This window comes from Methylobacterium sp. J-118, from assembly GCF_057836565.1.
The window spans coordinates 5,190,112-5,204,587 of the sequence record NZ_JBYQFA010000001.1; the positions used below are offsets into that span (position 1 = coordinate 5,190,112).

A 14,476-nucleotide genomic window follows, 5' to 3' on the forward strand; every position below is an offset into this window, starting at 1 on the left:
GCCGGCCTATGGATCGATGATGCCGCCTCGGCGGTGGCGTCATCGCCTGTAGGCTGGCACAACGTGCTGATGGCCAATGAAGTCCCGCACCCCTACTCCATCAAGGTCTCGCCGCTTCCCAAACCGGAAGGCCACTTCCAATGGGCGATCCGTCGGAGCGGCACGCTGATCGAGCGCTCCGACCGGCCGCATCGTAGCGAAGCCAAAGCCTTTGAGAGCGCCATGGAGGCTGTCGAGCGGGCGATGAAGCCAGGGGCTGATGGTGGCCGCCGCTGAGCACATCCTACTGACTGCCGCACCTCGCAGAGAAATGACCGAGCTGCACGCGATCGGTTAACCTCGTTCAGAGCATGGCGATCGTGAAGTCGCTAGGGCGTGGTCATGGCGAACCGGCTCATGACGCTCAATCTGTTCGACACCCTCGACATCGTCGACGACGACGTCGCTGCCGTCATGAACGCCTACATGGCCGACCCGGCCTCTGATCCGGTCTCGTTCGGCAAGGGCTATCGGATGGACCCGGCTGCAGCCATCGCGGACCACCCCTTCGCCAAAACTTTGATCGGCCAACCTTGGGCGAGCTTTGAGCTCCGGCGCGCTGCCGTGCGAGCCGCCATCATGCTCGCAAAGCCAGAGCGACTGTGAGCCGTCGATTGGGTCAAGCTTTCGCGTGCAGGCCCCTTGTCGCAAGGGGTGGCACCGAGCCCCATCAGGCCGTGTTCGAATTGTGCGCCGGGGCCACTACCCCTTAACCTCGCGCAGACCTGACCTCGAAACCCCGTGGCGCCTATCCCTCAGCCTCTTGCGCTTCGGCGGAAGCGTGGGGCTCTACAGGGCGACGCGAGGGCCAAACCACGCGGCCTGCATCGTCCTTTAGGCTGGCCAATCCCGATCGCATCCCAAGAAGCTGGGTGAACCGTTCCTCGGCCTCTCTGACAGCCTCAGCTTCGGTACGGGCTTCGATCCGCTGAGCGTCGAGCGCGATGCCACTCACGCATCCACGGTGGACCACGCATTGGAGGTGGAACACAGCCATGCCCGAAGGCATGCATGGGGGTTGCCATGTAAAGTCGGTCACGGAGCTGGGCGGCCATATCATCACGGCTCGTACAGCCACGCGGACCCTGACCGCACCGCCGCTGGTTGCTGCTGGAGTTGATCTGGGAAGCTCGCGTGGGCAATGTCATTGTGCACGATCGCGGCGGGGGCGGGGGCACTCTCAAACCCTTCTCACAGAGCACCTGAAAGCGAAGGGCGACCTGAAATAGGCCGTATTCGCTCCAGCGGATTGCAGCCCTACATCTCGTGCCGAACGACACAGCAAAATCCGCTGCGATCGAACGGATGAGCGCGCCATGACGAAGCTTGCCCTTGTCGCTTCCCTCGCCACGCTGCTCGGCAGCGCAGGTGTCGCTCAGGCTCAATCCTACAGTGCGCCAGCCGGTGAGCCTGCAGTGACCGAACCAGGCGGCACCGAGGGTCGGGACGGCCGAGCCAATGTCCTCGAAGGCATTCGAGAAGGGGAGGCCGTTGGTGTCCCGCCACGGGCAGCAGAAGAGTATGCCGGCGAGCGGCGGCTGCGTCGTAGGGAGGACCGGCGCCTTGAGGAAGACGATTAGTCCGAAGCTTCTGCTCATCCGCCGCCTTGTGGAAGAGGCGCTGCAGTTGGGACGATCACGCAAAAGGATGACTCGATGCCGCCGAAGCTCACCAAGACGATCATCGGTGCGGTCATCGCCATCGCTCTCGCGGCGGCTGTCTCCTACGGCTTAATCAGCCAGCAGACCGCTGACCAGATCCAGACCCAGGCGAACCAGACGCTGCAGAACGATCAAGGATCGGCAGGCTCGGCCTCAACTCAGTCGCCGGCGTCGCCATCAAGCTCAATCCCGCAAGCACCTGCGCAGCCAGGGGCTTCTCCGCAACCTCCTGCACCAGCTCCTCGGCAGTAGCACCGCCCGTGAAAATGGCACTTAAGCGGACTGATCTTCAGAGGGGGACTGTATGCGCAAGGCGCGTTTGAAGCGCAGGCTACCCGACAGCCTGACCCAGCATCTGACGGATCCGAAGATCGTGGTCTTCAAGCCTCGAACCAGTCGGCGTCGCCCCTACCGCCTGTCCGAATTGGCGGAGAAATTTACCATCTCGGCTGTGACAATGGTTGTCGTCGTGCTGGCCGGCGGGCATCTTTTGGGCGCGTGGTAGCTGCCATCGAGGCCACCGGTTTGGAGATCATTCCTGAGAACGGCGGGGCCGGAAGCCGGTATCGAAGCGGAAGGTGTGAGCAGACCCAACGATGAGATTGCTGGCTAAAGCGATCGGTCCCATTTGGGGAAAGGTCGCATGGACGGCCACTGGAGACCGTGATGCTTAAGCTTCTGAGCACGCTCGCTTTCTTTTCCCTCGGAAGCGCCGCTATCGCAGCGGACGTCGTTCAGGCCACCTTCCCCGAGAAATCGCTCGCATCGCACCAGACAGCCGAACAGAAGGTCATGTGCGCGAACGGTCAGAAGGGTGTGTCGGGCGGCTACGAAATTACCAACGACAGGATGCTATTGTCAGCTAGCGCTAGCCATCCCTACACCGACGGCACAAACACGGGTTGGCGTGTTGCGATCGTGAACCAATCGGACGAGAACGCGGCACTCAACGTCACTGCCTACGTGGTGTGCCAGTAGGCATCAGATCGGCTGGGTGGCCATATCATCACAGCTCGCCTGGCTACGCGCACCTCTGTCGGAGCTCGCCAAGAACGAACATTGAGCGGTTGCTCCGGGGCCCGAAATTTTGCATCGCTCGGAACAGACGCGGACCGCTAGCATATCTCTCGATGCGGTCAGGCCCGACCGCGGGAGATCCTACCGATGCGCACCTTGCTGATCCGCTCTGCCATCACATGCTTGGCCTTCGCTGTGGTGTCTGCCCAAGCTGCTGCGCCGGCGATGCCTGGCCAGACTCCCAAGGGTCCGGCCCTAATAGATGCCAAGAACATGACCCTTTACACCTTCGACAAGGACTCGGCCGGCAAATCCGCCTGCAACGGCACCTGTGCGGCGAACTGGCCAGCACTTACGGCTGCTCCCGGCTCTGCGGCGTCCGGCGACTGGACAGTTGTGGCGCGCGACGACGGCACCACGCAATGGGCCTACAAGGGCAAGCCGCTTTACACCTTCGCCAAGGATACGAAGCCCGGCGATGCCAATGGCGATGGCGTGTTCAACGGAGCATGGCACATCGCCAAGCCCTGATCGTATCCGCCGCCTCGTAGAGGACGCCTTGAAAGCGAAGCGGTCCTAATCACTGCCGAACGGCCTGCGCCAAGCTTGTCGAAATGAGCCAAAACTGTGGCGGCTGGATCACGCGGTGCTGGAATTTACCGGTTGTTAACATTTGATTATGGCGTGCCGCCAAGCTCCGCGGGATCATAGAACTTCACTTGATCGGGGCTGCTTGCAATGCCCGTATCTATCTACGATCGCCTGCACGCCTACGTCGTGGTCGCCTTGATGATAGGCGGTGGCACGATGATGGGAGCGGCGTGGATTTGGGATACCCTTTGACAGTTCGGCTCGACGAGAGCCCGAATGCAAAGGGCTATCTGAAGTGACATGATTGTGAGCGATTTGGCTCTGCTGTTTACGAGAACTGATTTCAGGTCCACGATGCCGCCTTAAGGCGGGCTCATTCAGCATCCGCGGAGAGCTTATGCTGAACGAACTGTTGCTCAAGGTTCGTAGGCCAAAGAAGCACCTATCGAAAGGTGAGTCAGTTAAGCCGCCGATGGCTGCGGGGAACGCCAAGTTGGCGCCTATACAGCCGCTGCTTCCACCCCCTGCGGGCAACGATGATCTGACGGGCGAAATCTTTGAAGAGGTTCGTCGCGAACTATGCCGTGCAGGTTATTTGGGCTCCTGACCCACTACGCCGGCTCGAAAAGGAAGCGTTGAAGGCGAAGCGGTCCTGACGGAGGCGGCCATGAACCCTCGCGTGCTAGCCATAATGGTCGCGCTGCTGGCCGGCTGGATCGGGATCGGCGTCCTTGTGATCTCCTACGGCACGCCGCTCGGCGTCGCCCTTTACGTCCTGGCGATTGTGGCTACGAACCAAAGGGTCTGGCGGCTGCACTGACCCCATCCCCTTCCTCGTGAAAGAGGCGCTCACTGCGGGGCTGGCCTGAACCACGCGTCTTGGGGTCGGCACACAGTCTGCGTGGGCTGGCACATGATAGGCCCTCTGAGTGACACGTACCGAAACCGCCTCCGGCTTCTGAGGGAGCGGGATCGCTTCTACAGGCCGGGTAGCTCAACCTTGAACAGTCTGGCCCGGAATGGCTTGATCGCTCGCACCGGCCGCCATGATCGCTTCGGCCGCGAGGAATGGATGATCACGGAGGATGGCAGGCAAGCTGCTGCCGGGATCGCGCTCAAGCGCGCCAGCACCAGCTCGCATCAGGTGATCCAGCCCCCGAGTTCACCGAGGTCGTGAAGCCGGTGGCGTCATTTTCATCAAGGAGAATGGCGAGGGACCGGGGGTGAGGTTGAGGAAGGTTGTTACCGGTCCTGGTTGAGCCACCCACGATCCAACCTACCTGCATGCGTGCACCAATTGCATTCGCGTCGAACGAAGCGATCAGCGTTGATCGCATCGCAATTTTGAGATACCGTATGGCGCCGCCATGGAGGTTCCGATGCTACGTCTCTGCTCGGGGATTAAACGAGATTAAATCCCACTTCGATAGGTCTTCTGCCGACGTCAAGGGTAAATTTCGATCGCGCCTTCGTGCTTTATCGAGTTTGCCGGAAAATGAATGGCACGAAAATCTCTTCAAAATACTGCACGGTGATTGCGAAGGTCTATCAGAGATCAGGTTTTTTGCTGATAAAACTCAGCAACGACCGCTGGGATTTAAATCCGGCAACGATGAATACACAATTCTTTTCTGGGCTAAAGAAAAAAACGATCGTTGGGTTCCACCCAACGCTTGCAGGCAGGCTCTCAATCGGAAGGCTGAGGTTGAGCGAGATGACAACCACGCATGCAACCTCTGGATTACATTATTCTGAAGGGCTCGTCGACGAAATTTCGGAAGATAAAGAAGCCCGAGATGTCTACGTTGCTGATCAAGTTCGCGTACGCCTCGCTTTGATGATCCGCGCCTTGCGGGAGCAGCCAGATAGAAAATGGACTCAGGCCGAACTTGGACAGAAAATGTCTAAGACTCAGAGTGTCGTGTCCCGGATTGAAGATCCCGACTACGGAAAACTTACCCTGCAAACGTTGTTCGAAATTGCGGCCGCCTTTGATCTACCCCTTTGGATTGATTTGCCAGAGTGGGACGAATGGCTAGCACGCAGTCAAAATATGAGCGCTTCGAATTTACGACGTACATCATTCGATGCGGAAAAGATTAAAAGTAGCAATTTTTGCGATAGGCAGGGTAAGTTGATCACGATGCCCGTTGCCGAAGGTGATTATAACACAACCGCTCTATATAATGTTCTGGCTAGGCTAGACCTTAAGAGCGGACCTCAATTGGTCGGCAACCAAAGTCTGTCGCCAGCCATTGACCTGACCAAATTCGGACAGGATGCAAAGCAATCAAGGGCCAGATTTGGTCAGGATCCATTTGCTTTTGCCGACATCAATTCACTGAATAATTGGGGCCAGTATGAAGCTCATTAGCATCCTGCAAGCTTCAATGGCGGTCCGAGTTTCGCCGGAAGATTACGTGCCATCGGTCGAACCTCCTGCACAGGATGTAGCAAGTCTCTTGAATGCGCGATATAACTTTCTTTCAGTTAATGTGGGCAGTTCAGGTGCGCCTACTGTAATGATGCAGGGCGCATTAAGGGCTGACGATAAACCTGCCCGCGCAATCGGCCACATGATATTCGTCCAAGATGGATGTGTTATATCTGCTGCCAACACGGACACGTGTCACGAAATTTTTGAAGATCTTTCTTCATTCCTGATTTCGACATTTAGCTATAGATATCAAGTTGAGAAATGCAAAATATCATATCAGAGTGCGATAGTCGTGGAATTATCGCCGGAATTTTCGGAAGCTAGCTCCCTGCTTTCATCAATGTCGGAAATTGTTAGTGCTTACACAAACGACACTAGTCGAGCATATCTCAAGAGACTGTCATTTGGTTTAGGTAGCCCGTTGCAAGATAAGCCTGGCTCGGTGATACAGCCATCTCCGCTGGATGCGGTAGAGCGCGCTGACTTTATGATTGAACGGCGTGTAGGGCATCCTGTGAACATTTCGCGATTCTTCAGCACTGCCCCATTTCAAACGCAAGAACATATCAATGCTTTGGAGAAGATTGAGGATGTGAACCTATCTAGCGTGCGGCGAAATAAGCCTCGCGCACGTTGATTTGTACCCTGGCGGCTGCGGAATAAAGTTGTTTTCACTCTGCCTTCGCCATCTGCCGCCCGTGGTTCTGCACGATGTCGCGGAAGAGGTTTCCGGCGGTCGCGAGTGCGGCCACGCGAATGGAGCGTTATCTAAATAGGGGTAGTGCTCCAGAGCACACCGCGAGATGGTGTGTGGGGATTAACCATATCTCGCACCGTCAACGCCGCTGAGCTACGAGGCGTGGGTGCTGGAGGGTCTCCACCATGTTGGCTCGCACCGTCATCAGCCTCGCCGCCCCAGTCTTCTTGATCGCCTCATGGGCTGCTCCGTCCCTGGCACAGTCCGCCGCGAATGGTGGTCCGAAGCTGCTCATCCACGGGAACTACTGCGGTTCGGGCAACAACGCCCCGCTGCCGCTGATCGACGCCCTCGACGCCGCCTGCGCTCGGCACGACGCCTGCACGCCGGATGTCGGCCTGCCCTCGAAGGCCTGCAACCTTCGGCTAGAGCGAGAGGCGGAGGCAGTCGCCCGGGATCCGCGTCAACCGGATGATGTCCGTTCCCTAGCTGGCTTCGTAGCCTCCTTCGCGGCGTCCAACGCGTCGAGTCCCGCTTCGTCGGTGCTCCCGGCGAGGTTCGCTCACTGAGAGGCCGGGGGTTTAGCTCCCACCCGCCGGAGCCATCGTCCGCCCTCGGCTCAGCACCACGTCCTGAGTAGGTTGCCGAAGGCGGAGGTCACCCAGGATCCGTCCTCGGCCTCTGCCGCTCCGCTGGTCGTCCTCCGGCCCGATCTGCTCGCGGGGTGGGGGGCGTCCGGTCCCACCAGCGTGTGAGCCGAGCCGATGTGCGACGCGGCAGGGGGTGGGGGTCAATTATCACTAAGGTCCAGTCGGCCCTCCCAGGGTCCGACCTACCGCCCGTAATGCGGCTCGATTGGCTTCACCCTGCACGTAGCTGATGACGCGGTGCCGAACGGCCACGTCCTCGAGCTTCTCGAACGCTCGGATCAACTCAGCATTCTCTGAAAGGCTCAAGCCTTTCGCATCGTTCAGCTGTCGGGCTACCCAAAGGGTCTCAATCGAGATGCCGAGCGCGTCGGCAATCATCGACAAAGCCTGCGCCGTATCATCCATGCCTCGGGCCCTAGGCTGGTTCTAAAGGCGCGACCGTAGGTTTGCATACAACTGTCTACAAATCACGGAAGCATGCGTCGCAGCGAACGAGCTGCCGGTCCCGCTTCAGGTGCATGGCTAGTTCTGCGTGAGGGGGTGTCACTTGGATCTGAGGGTGATGCGCGCTGTCGGGCTGTGCAGATGCCCCGTGCCTGGTGTGACTTGCGGGGGATCCGGGGTACGAAAGGCCCGCGCCGGCGAACCGGGCGGGCTGAAGGGGCTCGTGGTCTTAGAGCCCGTCCGATAAGGGCCTGAGGCGGGGTTGAGTGGCCGGGATGGCGATGATTCCAGGAGGGTGCTGAAGCCTAACCTGGAAGCGCCATGTGGACCCCGACCACCCGGCGGCAGCATAGCCGCGCGGGCCTTCGCTATGAAACTGACCTCACCGATGCCGAGTGGGCTGTGATCGCGCCGCTGATGCCGAGGCCAGCGTCCTGTGGCCGGCCTCCGCTCTGGACGACACGGGAAGTCCTGAACGCCATCTTCTACGTTCTGAGAGGTGGGATCTCCTGGCGGATGATCCCCAAGGATCTGCCGCCGCGTTCGACGACGTTCGGCTACTTCAGCCGCTGGCGCGACACAGGGCTGTTCGGCCGGATCAACCATCACCTCGTCATGGCCGATCGCGAGCGTGTCGGGCGGGAAGCCTCGCCGTCTGCAGCCGTGCTCGACAGCCAGACCGTCAAAACGATGGAGAGCGGCGGGCCGCGCGGCTACGACGCTGGCAAGAAGGTCAAAGGCCGCAAGCGCCAAGCTCTGGTCGACACGGAAGGGCGTGCGCTCGTCCTCGATCCGCAACCTGCCGACGTGCAGGACCGGGACGGAGCCGGTCCGGTCCTGCGCCTGTCGCGCCGGACCTTCCCGTTCATCACCAAGGCCTTCGCCGACGCCGGCTATGCCGGCGACAAGCCAGCGAGCGCGACGATCATCGCCGTGGAGATCGTGCGCAAGCCGCCGGATCAGGTTGGCTTCGCTGTTCATCCACGTCGGTGGGTCGTTGAGAGGTTCTTCGCCTGGATCAGCCGCAACCGACGCCTCTGGAAGGATCCGGAAGCGACACTCGCCTCCGCACGAGCCTTCCTCTACGCCGCAGCCGTCATGATCCTCGTCAGACGCCTCGCCCGATCAGCCTGACTTCTCGGACGGACTCTTAGGGCCGAACCGGCGTGCGCTACAGCAAGGCCTGTTTCGCGCCTGTGTCTAGAACATCACTTCCCACTCGGAGCAGCAGTACTGCCCGTCGCGCCGTTGCCGCCGCCGCTACCGGCAGGCGCACCAGGCGTCTTGTTGTTTACCCCGCTGGCGCCGGGCTTCATCATCTGGGAGTTCGACATCATCGAGCTCTTCTTGCGATGGCGCTTCGCCCGCACGGTAGTGAGCATATCGGACGGCGACGAGACGCTAGCGACCGGACCGACTGGCACCGCGGCGGCTGGGAATGACAGGATTGCCGAACCGGCTGCGGCAAGCACGGTGAGGGTCAGGAAACGCATAAGATATCTCCTTGCCGCGACGCGATGGATTGCATCCGGCTCAGGGGAGATAATTCAGGCACCCGCCGCGTCAATAAGCTTCGTCCACCTGCCCGAGACGTCATCTGGCTCCTTCTCCTCGCGACATTCCGGAAAAGTTGCGGGAGGTAGAGCCTCAATCCGCCCGCCGCATCTACGCGCTGCTACGCTGGTCGGCCTCGCCAAAGCACGACATCTCGAAGAGGCGGTAGCCGCTAAATCGGTTTCGGCAGAGTCCGGCACCGACCTCGGCAAGATCGTGGATCAGTCCGGCCACCGGGATCCGGGGACGGTGACATCCGGCGGGCGAGCGCCTTCAAGGGGCACAGTGGGACCGGCGTTCTGTAGGCTGGTGGCTCGGCGCCTGATCTCCAAAGCATTGATCACCCATCAGCAACACAGGTGGAGAACCACCAGCTTATAACACGATCGTGAATTTCAGACGGCCTCTATGTCGTAATCCCTGTCTCGATTTCGCCCTCCTACAACGCTGTACCTATGATGCCGGCAATGGAAGCGTCGGCGCAGCGAGCCTGAGGCCAGCACAGATGTCGATCGCGCAGATGTTTCGCGGCACATTGATGACGCCCGTGTGGCTCACCCAGCTCGCGACCGGAGCGAAATCCTTCGTCGATAACCCGATCCTCGGCTCGGAGCGGCTCAACCGAGCGGGCCTGCACACCCTGCGCGTGCGCATCGCCCATGCCATGGCGGCCCTGCGCCGCCGCCAGCTCGCGCATCTCGTCAGTGCGCACGACCGAACCAACTTCGCCCGCGACGGCTTCATCAAGCGCGCCGACTTCATGCCCGCCGACCTGCACAGGGCTGTCTACGCCGAGGTCACCGGCGTCGCCGCTGAAGGCCGCGAGCAGGTGCAGGGCGACACCGTCACCCGCCGCATCCCGCTCGATCCGGAGACGCTCAAGCAGATGCCGGCCATGCGCCAGCTGCTAGCGATGCCCGAGTGGAAGAACCTCCTGCGCTACGTGTCGAGCTTCAACTGCGAGCCGATCCTGACCGTGCAGACCATCCTGTCTCACGTCACCGACGCGCCCCCTGACCCACAAACTAACTTCCACATCGACACCTTCCATCCAACCATGAAGGCGTGGCTGTTCCTCACCGACGTCGCCGCCGACGAGGGACCGTTCACCTACGTGCCGGGCTCGCACCGCCTGACCAAGCGCCGGCTCGCCTGGGAGCGCCGCACCGCCATCAACGCCGCGAGCGGCCTCGACCGGCTTAGCGGCCGCGGCTCGTTCCGGGCGAGCTCCGCGGAGCTGAAGCGGATGGGTTATCCCGACCCGGTGGTCTTCGCGGTCCCGGGCAACACGCTGGTGGTGGGCGACACGGTGGGCTTCCATGCCCGCGGCCCGTCGCTGCGGCCAGCGGTGCGCATCGAAGTCTGGGCCTACGACCGGCACAACCCGTTCCTGCCGCTGGCCGGGGTCGACGTCTGGTCCCTCACCGGGCTGGCCCGTTGGCGCACCCGGATCGAGTGGTGGCTGCTCGACCGGCTGGAGCAGTTCGGCGTGCGCCGCAACGTCTGGCGTTCAGTCGGCCCCCTTACCGCCAACGCGCCACCCCGGATCGTGTGAGCGAGTATAAGCCATGCTACGGCAGCGCGTGATCGCGTCGCTGGGCTCCGCTCCATCCCAACCTGTTATGATCGTGCGACAACCTTTATGCCCAGTCCACTATCCGGAGGCTGGCAGGCGACGCTTGTGCATGCTTTCGCCTGCTCTGGTCGTGGCCTGCATACCGGACGCCGTGCCACAGCCCGGATCAGTCCCGCTCCAGCCAACTACGGCATCGTCTTCCGACGGACGCTCACAGACGGGCGGCTTGTGGATGTGCGGGCCCAGTGGCGTTATCGCGTGTCTCAACCGCTGTGCACGGCGCTCTGCTCCGAAGAGGGTATCCTCGTCCGCACGGTCGAGCACCTGATGGCGAGTTTGAGCGCATTGCGGATTGATAACGCGTTGATCGAGATCGGTGCCGAGGAACTACCGATCTTCGACGGCAGCGCAGCCCCTTGGTGTACGGCGATCCGCAACGCTGGCCGCGTCGAGCAGAACAGCCCCCGCCGGTTCATCCGGGTACTTCAGCCTGTCACGGTCGAGCAGGGTGAGCGTTCTCTTCACATCCAGCCGGGCGAGGGCCTGCACATCACGGGCCGCATTGCGCTGGCGCATTTCGGCCGCTTGGCTTGGTCGGGTCCGATCACGCCGGAAAGCTTCTGCACCGAGATCGCGCCGGCACGCAGCTTTGGTCGCTATGGCTGGGCGATGCTCGGTCGGGCCTACGGCTTCGTGGCGCGCAAACCCTTCCTGCAAGGTGTTAGCCCCACCTCGGCGGCTCTTCTGGTGCGAGGTCGAGTTCTTGGGGGGATGCAGCTCGCGGAAGAGCCGGTCCGACATCGCATTCTCGACGTCATCGGGGATTTTGCTCTCGCGGGTTATCCCGTCGAGGTCCGCATCACCGCTGAGCATACCGGGCACGAGCTAAACCACGCCTTGGTGGCCAAGCTGATGCGCACTGAGGCGGCGTGGGAGCTGGTTTGAAATCGTGAGCGATAGCTCATCCCATCGAGACGTTATCTTCAGGTTCGGTACAGGCTCTCAGGGCCACGCTTGAATGACTGACAGGACGGCCAGCGGGGACCCACGATGTCGTGTGCTACATCTGGCATCCTCCGGATCGCCGCTGTCACGACGATGTTTCTCGTCGCGGGTCGACCTCTGGTAGCGGCGCCGACCTGGGCTCCCGCCTCACCTTCCGCCGCTGAGGATGTGACCTTCCTCGATGCACTGACTTGGGGCGTCACGCCCTCGGCCTTCGCGGCCCTGCGCGCCGAGGGGCGCGATCGTTGGTTGAAGGAGCAGCTGCGCCTGCCGACAGGCCTGCACCTGCCACCGGACGCACAGGCGCAGGTCGATGCGCTTACCCCGAAGGCCGGGTTGTTCGAGCGCGTGCTGGCGCTCGATGCACAGGCCAAAGCCGCCAACGCCGAGCTCGATCCGGAGGTGAAGAAGGCTGCTCAGGGCGCCTACCAGAGTGCCCTGAATGGGGCGGCTCGCGACGCCACCGCGGCCTGGGTCCTCCGCGCTTTGTACAGTACAAACCAGCTGCGCGAGCGGCTGACGTGGTTCTGGTTCAACCGCTTCAACGTCCATCAGGGCAAGGCCAACCTGCGGGCGATGGTGGGCGATTACCTCGACACGGCGATCCGCCCGCACACGCTCGGGCTCTTCCGCGACCTGCTCATGGCGACGCTGCGCCATCCGGCGATGCTGCGCTACCTCGACAATGCCGACAACGCCGCCGGTCACGTCAACGAGAACTACGCCCGCGAGATTATGGAGCTGCACACGATGGGTGTGGGCTCCGGCTACACGCAGGGCGACGTGGAGGCGCTAGCGCGCATCCTCACGGGTGTCGGCATCGACATGCGGCCCGAGGACCCGAAGCTGCGCCCGGACCATGCGGCCGACTTCATCCGCGACGGGCTGTTCGAGTTCAACCCGAACCGACACGATTATGGTGACAAGCTCTTCCTCGGGCACACGATCCGGGGGCGTGGTTGGCCTGAGGTGGAGGAGGCGCTCGATCTCATCAGCCGCGATCCGGCGACGGCAACCAACGTCTCACGCGCGCTCGCCGCTTACTTCACCGGGCGACGGCCAGACGACACCCTCACGGCGCGGCTCGCCGCGGTGTTCATCCGTACCAACGGGGACATCGCCGCGGTGATGGAGGCTCTGGTTCATGCCCCTGACTTCACGGCGGCGCAGGCGGGAGCGTTCAAGGACCCGGTGCGCTACGTGCTCTCGGCCGTTCGCCTCGCCTATGATGGGCGGGTGATCCGCAATACTGGGCCGGTGCTCGGCTGGCTCAACCGTCTCGGCGAAGGCCCTTTCAACCGATCGACGCCAGACGGCTATCCTGTCGACGCCGCAGCCTGGAGCGGCCCGGGGCAGCTCGCCACGCGCTTCGAGATCGCACGACAGATCGGCTCGGGGCCGGCCGGCCTGTTCAAGCCGGCGTTGCCTGACCAGCCGGACGAGCCCGCCTTCCCGCTCGTGGCCAATGCCCTGTACTTCTCGACCCTCGCCGGGACGCTGAGCCCGGCAACGCGTGCAACGCTGGCCCAGGCGGTATCGCAACAGGACTGGAATACGCTGTATCTCGCCTCGCCGGAGTTCATGCGATGAACCGTCGCGATCTGATCCGCGCCTCGGCTGCGCTCGGTCTCTCCACGGTCGCGGGTCGCGTCTGGGCGGCGCCGCGGGCGGATGCACGCCTGCTCGTCGTGTTCCTGCGTGGCGCCTACGACGCCGCCAACGTGGTGATCCCCACCGGCAGTGAATTCTACTATCACGCGCGACCCAACCTCGCGGTGGCGCGGCCCGACCCGGCTGATCCCAAGGCAGCCTCGGCACTCGATGTCGACTGGAGCCTGCACCCGGCGCTGCGCGACACCATCCTGCCGCTCTACGCCAAGGGTCAAGCCGCCTTCGTGCCGTTCGCCGGCACCGATGACCTCACCCGCAGCCACTTCGAGACGCAGGACACGATCGAGCTCGGGCAGACCATCGGCGGCTCGCGCGACTACAATTCGGGGTTCATGGCAAGGCTTGCCGCCGAGTTGACCCGGGTTCGGCCGATCGCCTTCACCGATCAGATGCCACTGATCTTTCGCGGCCGCGATGCGGTGCCGAACATCAACATCGCTGGCGTCGGCAAGCCCGGCATCGACGACCGCCAGGCGAAGCTGATCGCCGCGATGTACCGGGAGACCAATCTCGCCGGCGCGGTCGCCGAGGGATTTCGCGTGCGCGAGCAAGTCTACCATGCGATCTCTGATCGCGCCGATCAGGCCGACCGCGGGGCGGTCTCATCGAAGGGGTTCGAGCTGTCGGCGCGACGCATCGGCCGGCTGATGCGCGAGACGTTCAACCTTGGCTTCGTCGATGTCGGCGGCTGGGACACGCACGTGAACCAGGGCGCGGGCACCGGTTATCTCGCCGACCGGATGGGTGAACTCGGCCGCGGGCTTGCGGGCTTCGTCGAGGAGATCGGTCCGAGCTGGCCCGATACCGTCGTGGTGGTGCTATCCGAGTTCGGCCGGACGTTTCGCGAGAACGGCAACCGCGGCACCGATCACGGCCACGGTAGCGCCTACTGGGTGCTCGGTGGTAGCGTTCGCGGCGGCCGCATCGCGGGTCCTCAAGTGCGCATGGACGAGGCACATCTCTCCCAGAATCGGGATTGCCCAGTGCTCACCGATTACCGCTCACTGCTCGGCGGCGTGATCCAGCGGCTGTACGGGCTCGATCAAACCAGCTTGAACAGGGTGTTTCCAGGGGGGCATCCGGCCGACCTCGCTCTAATTTGAGTACAATATCACCGAGCCTGAGCCTGGCAGG

At 62.2% G+C, this 14,476-nt stretch carries 19 protein-coding genes; 16 read left to right on the forward strand and 3 right to left on the reverse strand.

From position 1 onward, the window contains the following. Window positions 1-69: 69 nt before the first annotated feature. From AC3IF3_RS25370 to AC3IF3_RS25405, 8 genes are all read left to right on the forward strand, one after another. A complete protein-coding gene (locus AC3IF3_RS25370; protein WP_489230739.1) occupies window positions 70-276 on the forward strand; it encodes a hypothetical protein in 207 nt (68 codons plus the stop codon). 120 nt (window positions 277-396) lie between these two features. Further along, window positions 397-645 (forward strand): hypothetical protein, encoded by a 249-nt coding sequence (locus AC3IF3_RS25375; RefSeq protein WP_489230740.1) that lies wholly within the window; start codon window positions 397-399, stop codon window positions 643-645. A gap of 1,049 nt (window positions 646-1,694) precedes the next feature. Then, window positions 1,695-1,952 (forward strand): hypothetical protein, encoded by a 258-nt coding sequence (locus tag AC3IF3_RS25380; RefSeq protein ID WP_489230741.1) that lies wholly within the window; start codon window positions 1,695-1,697, stop codon window positions 1,950-1,952. 52 nt (window positions 1,953-2,004) lie between these two features. Next, window positions 2,005-2,205, forward strand: coding sequence for a hypothetical protein (locus AC3IF3_RS25385; RefSeq protein ID WP_489230742.1), 201 nt, complete (start codon window positions 2,005-2,007; stop codon window positions 2,203-2,205). 161 nt (window positions 2,206-2,366) lie between these two features. Further along, a complete protein-coding gene (locus tag AC3IF3_RS25390) occupies window positions 2,367-2,678 on the forward strand; it encodes a hypothetical protein (RefSeq protein ID WP_489230743.1) in 312 nt (103 codons plus the stop codon). Between the two features lie 186 nt (window positions 2,679-2,864). Further along, complete coding sequence (locus AC3IF3_RS25395) at window positions 2,865-3,248, forward strand: COG4315 family predicted lipoprotein (RefSeq protein WP_489230744.1); 384 nt, start codon at window positions 2,865-2,867, stop codon at window positions 3,246-3,248. Window positions 3,249-3,705: 457 nt separating this feature from the next. After that, window positions 3,706-3,915, forward strand: a complete 210-nt coding sequence (locus AC3IF3_RS25400) for a hypothetical protein (protein WP_489230745.1) — start codon at window positions 3,706-3,708, stop codon at window positions 3,913-3,915. 60 nt (window positions 3,916-3,975) lie between these two features. Further along, entirely contained in the window at window positions 3,976-4,128 is a 153-nt protein-coding gene (locus tag AC3IF3_RS25405) for a hypothetical protein (protein ID WP_489230747.1), read from the forward strand. Window positions 4,129-4,302: 174 nt separating this feature from the next. On the opposite strand, the gene AC3IF3_RS25410 is transcribed toward AC3IF3_RS25405, so the two are convergent. After that, on the reverse strand, window positions 4,303-4,449 hold the full coding sequence (locus tag AC3IF3_RS25410) for a hypothetical protein (protein WP_489230749.1): 147 nt from the start codon (window positions 4,447-4,449) through the stop codon (window positions 4,303-4,305). Window positions 4,450-4,803: 354 nt separating this feature from the next. Between AC3IF3_RS25410 and AC3IF3_RS25415 the strand changes: the two genes are divergently transcribed. The 3 genes from AC3IF3_RS25415 (at window position 4,804) to AC3IF3_RS25425 (ending at window position 7,011) form a co-directional block, all read left to right on the forward strand. Then, the gene (locus tag AC3IF3_RS25415; protein WP_489230750.1) at window positions 4,804-5,682 is read left to right on the forward strand and encodes a helix-turn-helix domain-containing protein; all 879 of its coding nucleotides are present in this window, start codon (window positions 4,804-4,806) and stop codon (window positions 5,680-5,682) included. Further along, window positions 5,669-6,382, forward strand: coding sequence for a hypothetical protein (locus AC3IF3_RS25420; protein WP_489230751.1), 714 nt, complete (start codon window positions 5,669-5,671; stop codon window positions 6,380-6,382). The genes AC3IF3_RS25415 and AC3IF3_RS25420 overlap by 14 nt, the downstream gene beginning before the upstream one ends. A gap of 245 nt (window positions 6,383-6,627) precedes the next feature. Next, the gene (locus AC3IF3_RS25425) at window positions 6,628-7,011 is read left to right on the forward strand and encodes a phospholipase A2 family protein (protein ID WP_489230752.1); all 384 of its coding nucleotides are present in this window, start codon (window positions 6,628-6,630) and stop codon (window positions 7,009-7,011) included. 231 nt (window positions 7,012-7,242) lie between these two features. On the opposite strand, the gene AC3IF3_RS25430 is transcribed toward AC3IF3_RS25425, so the two are convergent. Then, entirely contained in the window at window positions 7,243-7,497 is a 255-nt protein-coding gene (locus AC3IF3_RS25430) for a hypothetical protein (RefSeq protein WP_489230753.1), read from the reverse strand. Between the two features lie 360 nt (window positions 7,498-7,857). Between AC3IF3_RS25430 and AC3IF3_RS25435 the strand changes: the two genes are divergently transcribed. After that, the gene (locus AC3IF3_RS25435; RefSeq protein WP_489229115.1) at window positions 7,858-8,670 is read left to right on the forward strand and encodes an IS5 family transposase; all 813 of its coding nucleotides are present in this window, start codon (window positions 7,858-7,860) and stop codon (window positions 8,668-8,670) included. A gap of 74 nt (window positions 8,671-8,744) precedes the next feature. Here the strand turns inward: AC3IF3_RS25435 and AC3IF3_RS25440 are convergent, their stop codons facing one another. After that, window positions 8,745-9,029 (reverse strand): hypothetical protein, encoded by a 285-nt coding sequence (locus AC3IF3_RS25440; RefSeq protein WP_489230754.1) that lies wholly within the window; start codon window positions 9,027-9,029, stop codon window positions 8,745-8,747. A 581-nt stretch (window positions 9,030-9,610) separates the two neighbouring features. Between AC3IF3_RS25440 and AC3IF3_RS25445 the strand changes: the two genes are divergently transcribed. The 4 genes from AC3IF3_RS25445 to AC3IF3_RS25460 all read left to right on the forward strand — a co-directional run bounded on the left by AC3IF3_RS25445 (window position 9,611) and on the right by AC3IF3_RS25460 (window position 14,445). Next, entirely contained in the window at window positions 9,611-10,645 is a 1,035-nt protein-coding gene (locus tag AC3IF3_RS25445; RefSeq protein WP_489230755.1) for a phytanoyl-CoA dioxygenase family protein, read from the forward strand. A gap of 87 nt (window positions 10,646-10,732) precedes the next feature. Then, a complete protein-coding gene (locus AC3IF3_RS25450; protein WP_489230756.1) occupies window positions 10,733-11,611 on the forward strand; it encodes a UDP-3-O-acyl-N-acetylglucosamine deacetylase in 879 nt (292 codons plus the stop codon). 153 nt (window positions 11,612-11,764) lie between these two features. After that, window positions 11,765-13,261 carry a DUF1800 domain-containing protein gene (locus tag AC3IF3_RS25455; protein ID WP_489230757.1) on the forward strand — a complete coding sequence of 499 codons (1,497 nt, stop codon included), beginning with the start codon at window positions 11,765-11,767 and terminating at the stop codon, window positions 13,259-13,261. After that, window positions 13,258-14,445, forward strand: a complete 1,188-nt coding sequence (locus AC3IF3_RS25460) for a DUF1501 domain-containing protein (RefSeq protein ID WP_489230758.1) — start codon at window positions 13,258-13,260, stop codon at window positions 14,443-14,445. The genes AC3IF3_RS25455 and AC3IF3_RS25460 overlap by 4 nt, the downstream gene beginning before the upstream one ends. Window positions 14,446-14,476: the final 31 nt, after the last annotated feature.

What these genes read in the sequence shown, in the direction of transcription:
- AC3IF3_RS25370 (WP_489230739.1), top strand. Translation starts at nt 70, where the DNA reads ATGGCCAATGAAGTCCCGCACCCCTACTCCATCAAGGTCTCGCCGCTT.
- AC3IF3_RS25375 (WP_489230740.1), top strand. Translation starts at nt 397, where the DNA reads ATGACGCTCAATCTGTTCGACACCCTCGACATCGTCGACGACGACGTC.
- AC3IF3_RS25380 (WP_489230741.1), top strand. Translation starts at nt 1,695, where the DNA reads ATGCCGCCGAAGCTCACCAAGACGATCATCGGTGCGGTCATCGCCATC.
- AC3IF3_RS25385 (WP_489230742.1), top strand. Translation starts at nt 2,005, where the DNA reads ATGCGCAAGGCGCGTTTGAAGCGCAGGCTACCCGACAGCCTGACCCAG.
- AC3IF3_RS25390 (WP_489230743.1), top strand. Translation starts at nt 2,367, where the DNA reads ATGCTTAAGCTTCTGAGCACGCTCGCTTTCTTTTCCCTCGGAAGCGCC.
- AC3IF3_RS25395 (WP_489230744.1), top strand. Translation starts at nt 2,865, where the DNA reads ATGCGCACCTTGCTGATCCGCTCTGCCATCACATGCTTGGCCTTCGCT.
- AC3IF3_RS25400 (WP_489230745.1), top strand. Translation starts at nt 3,706, where the DNA reads ATGCTGAACGAACTGTTGCTCAAGGTTCGTAGGCCAAAGAAGCACCTA.
- AC3IF3_RS25405 (WP_489230747.1), top strand. Translation starts at nt 3,976, where the DNA reads ATGAACCCTCGCGTGCTAGCCATAATGGTCGCGCTGCTGGCCGGCTGG.
- AC3IF3_RS25410 (WP_489230749.1), bottom strand. Translation starts at nt 4,449, where the DNA reads ATGCGAGCTGGTGCTGGCGCGCTTGAGCGCGATCCCGGCAGCAGCTTG.
- AC3IF3_RS25415 (WP_489230750.1), top strand. Translation starts at nt 4,804, where the DNA reads ATGAATGGCACGAAAATCTCTTCAAAATACTGCACGGTGATTGCGAAG.
- AC3IF3_RS25420 (WP_489230751.1), top strand. Translation starts at nt 5,669, where the DNA reads ATGAAGCTCATTAGCATCCTGCAAGCTTCAATGGCGGTCCGAGTTTCG.
- AC3IF3_RS25425 (WP_489230752.1), top strand. Translation starts at nt 6,628, where the DNA reads ATGTTGGCTCGCACCGTCATCAGCCTCGCCGCCCCAGTCTTCTTGATC.
- AC3IF3_RS25430 (WP_489230753.1), bottom strand. Translation starts at nt 7,497, where the DNA reads ATGGATGATACGGCGCAGGCTTTGTCGATGATTGCCGACGCGCTCGGC.
- AC3IF3_RS25435 (WP_489229115.1), top strand. Translation starts at nt 7,858, where the DNA reads ATGTGGACCCCGACCACCCGGCGGCAGCATAGCCGCGCGGGCCTTCGC.
- AC3IF3_RS25440 (WP_489230754.1), bottom strand. Translation starts at nt 9,029, where the DNA reads ATGCGTTTCCTGACCCTCACCGTGCTTGCCGCAGCCGGTTCGGCAATC.
- AC3IF3_RS25445 (WP_489230755.1), top strand. Translation starts at nt 9,611, where the DNA reads ATGTTTCGCGGCACATTGATGACGCCCGTGTGGCTCACCCAGCTCGCG.
- AC3IF3_RS25450 (WP_489230756.1), top strand. Translation starts at nt 10,733, where the DNA reads ATGCCCAGTCCACTATCCGGAGGCTGGCAGGCGACGCTTGTGCATGCT.
- AC3IF3_RS25455 (WP_489230757.1), top strand. Translation starts at nt 11,765, where the DNA reads ATGTTTCTCGTCGCGGGTCGACCTCTGGTAGCGGCGCCGACCTGGGCT.
- AC3IF3_RS25460 (WP_489230758.1), top strand. Translation starts at nt 13,258, where the DNA reads ATGAACCGTCGCGATCTGATCCGCGCCTCGGCTGCGCTCGGTCTCTCC.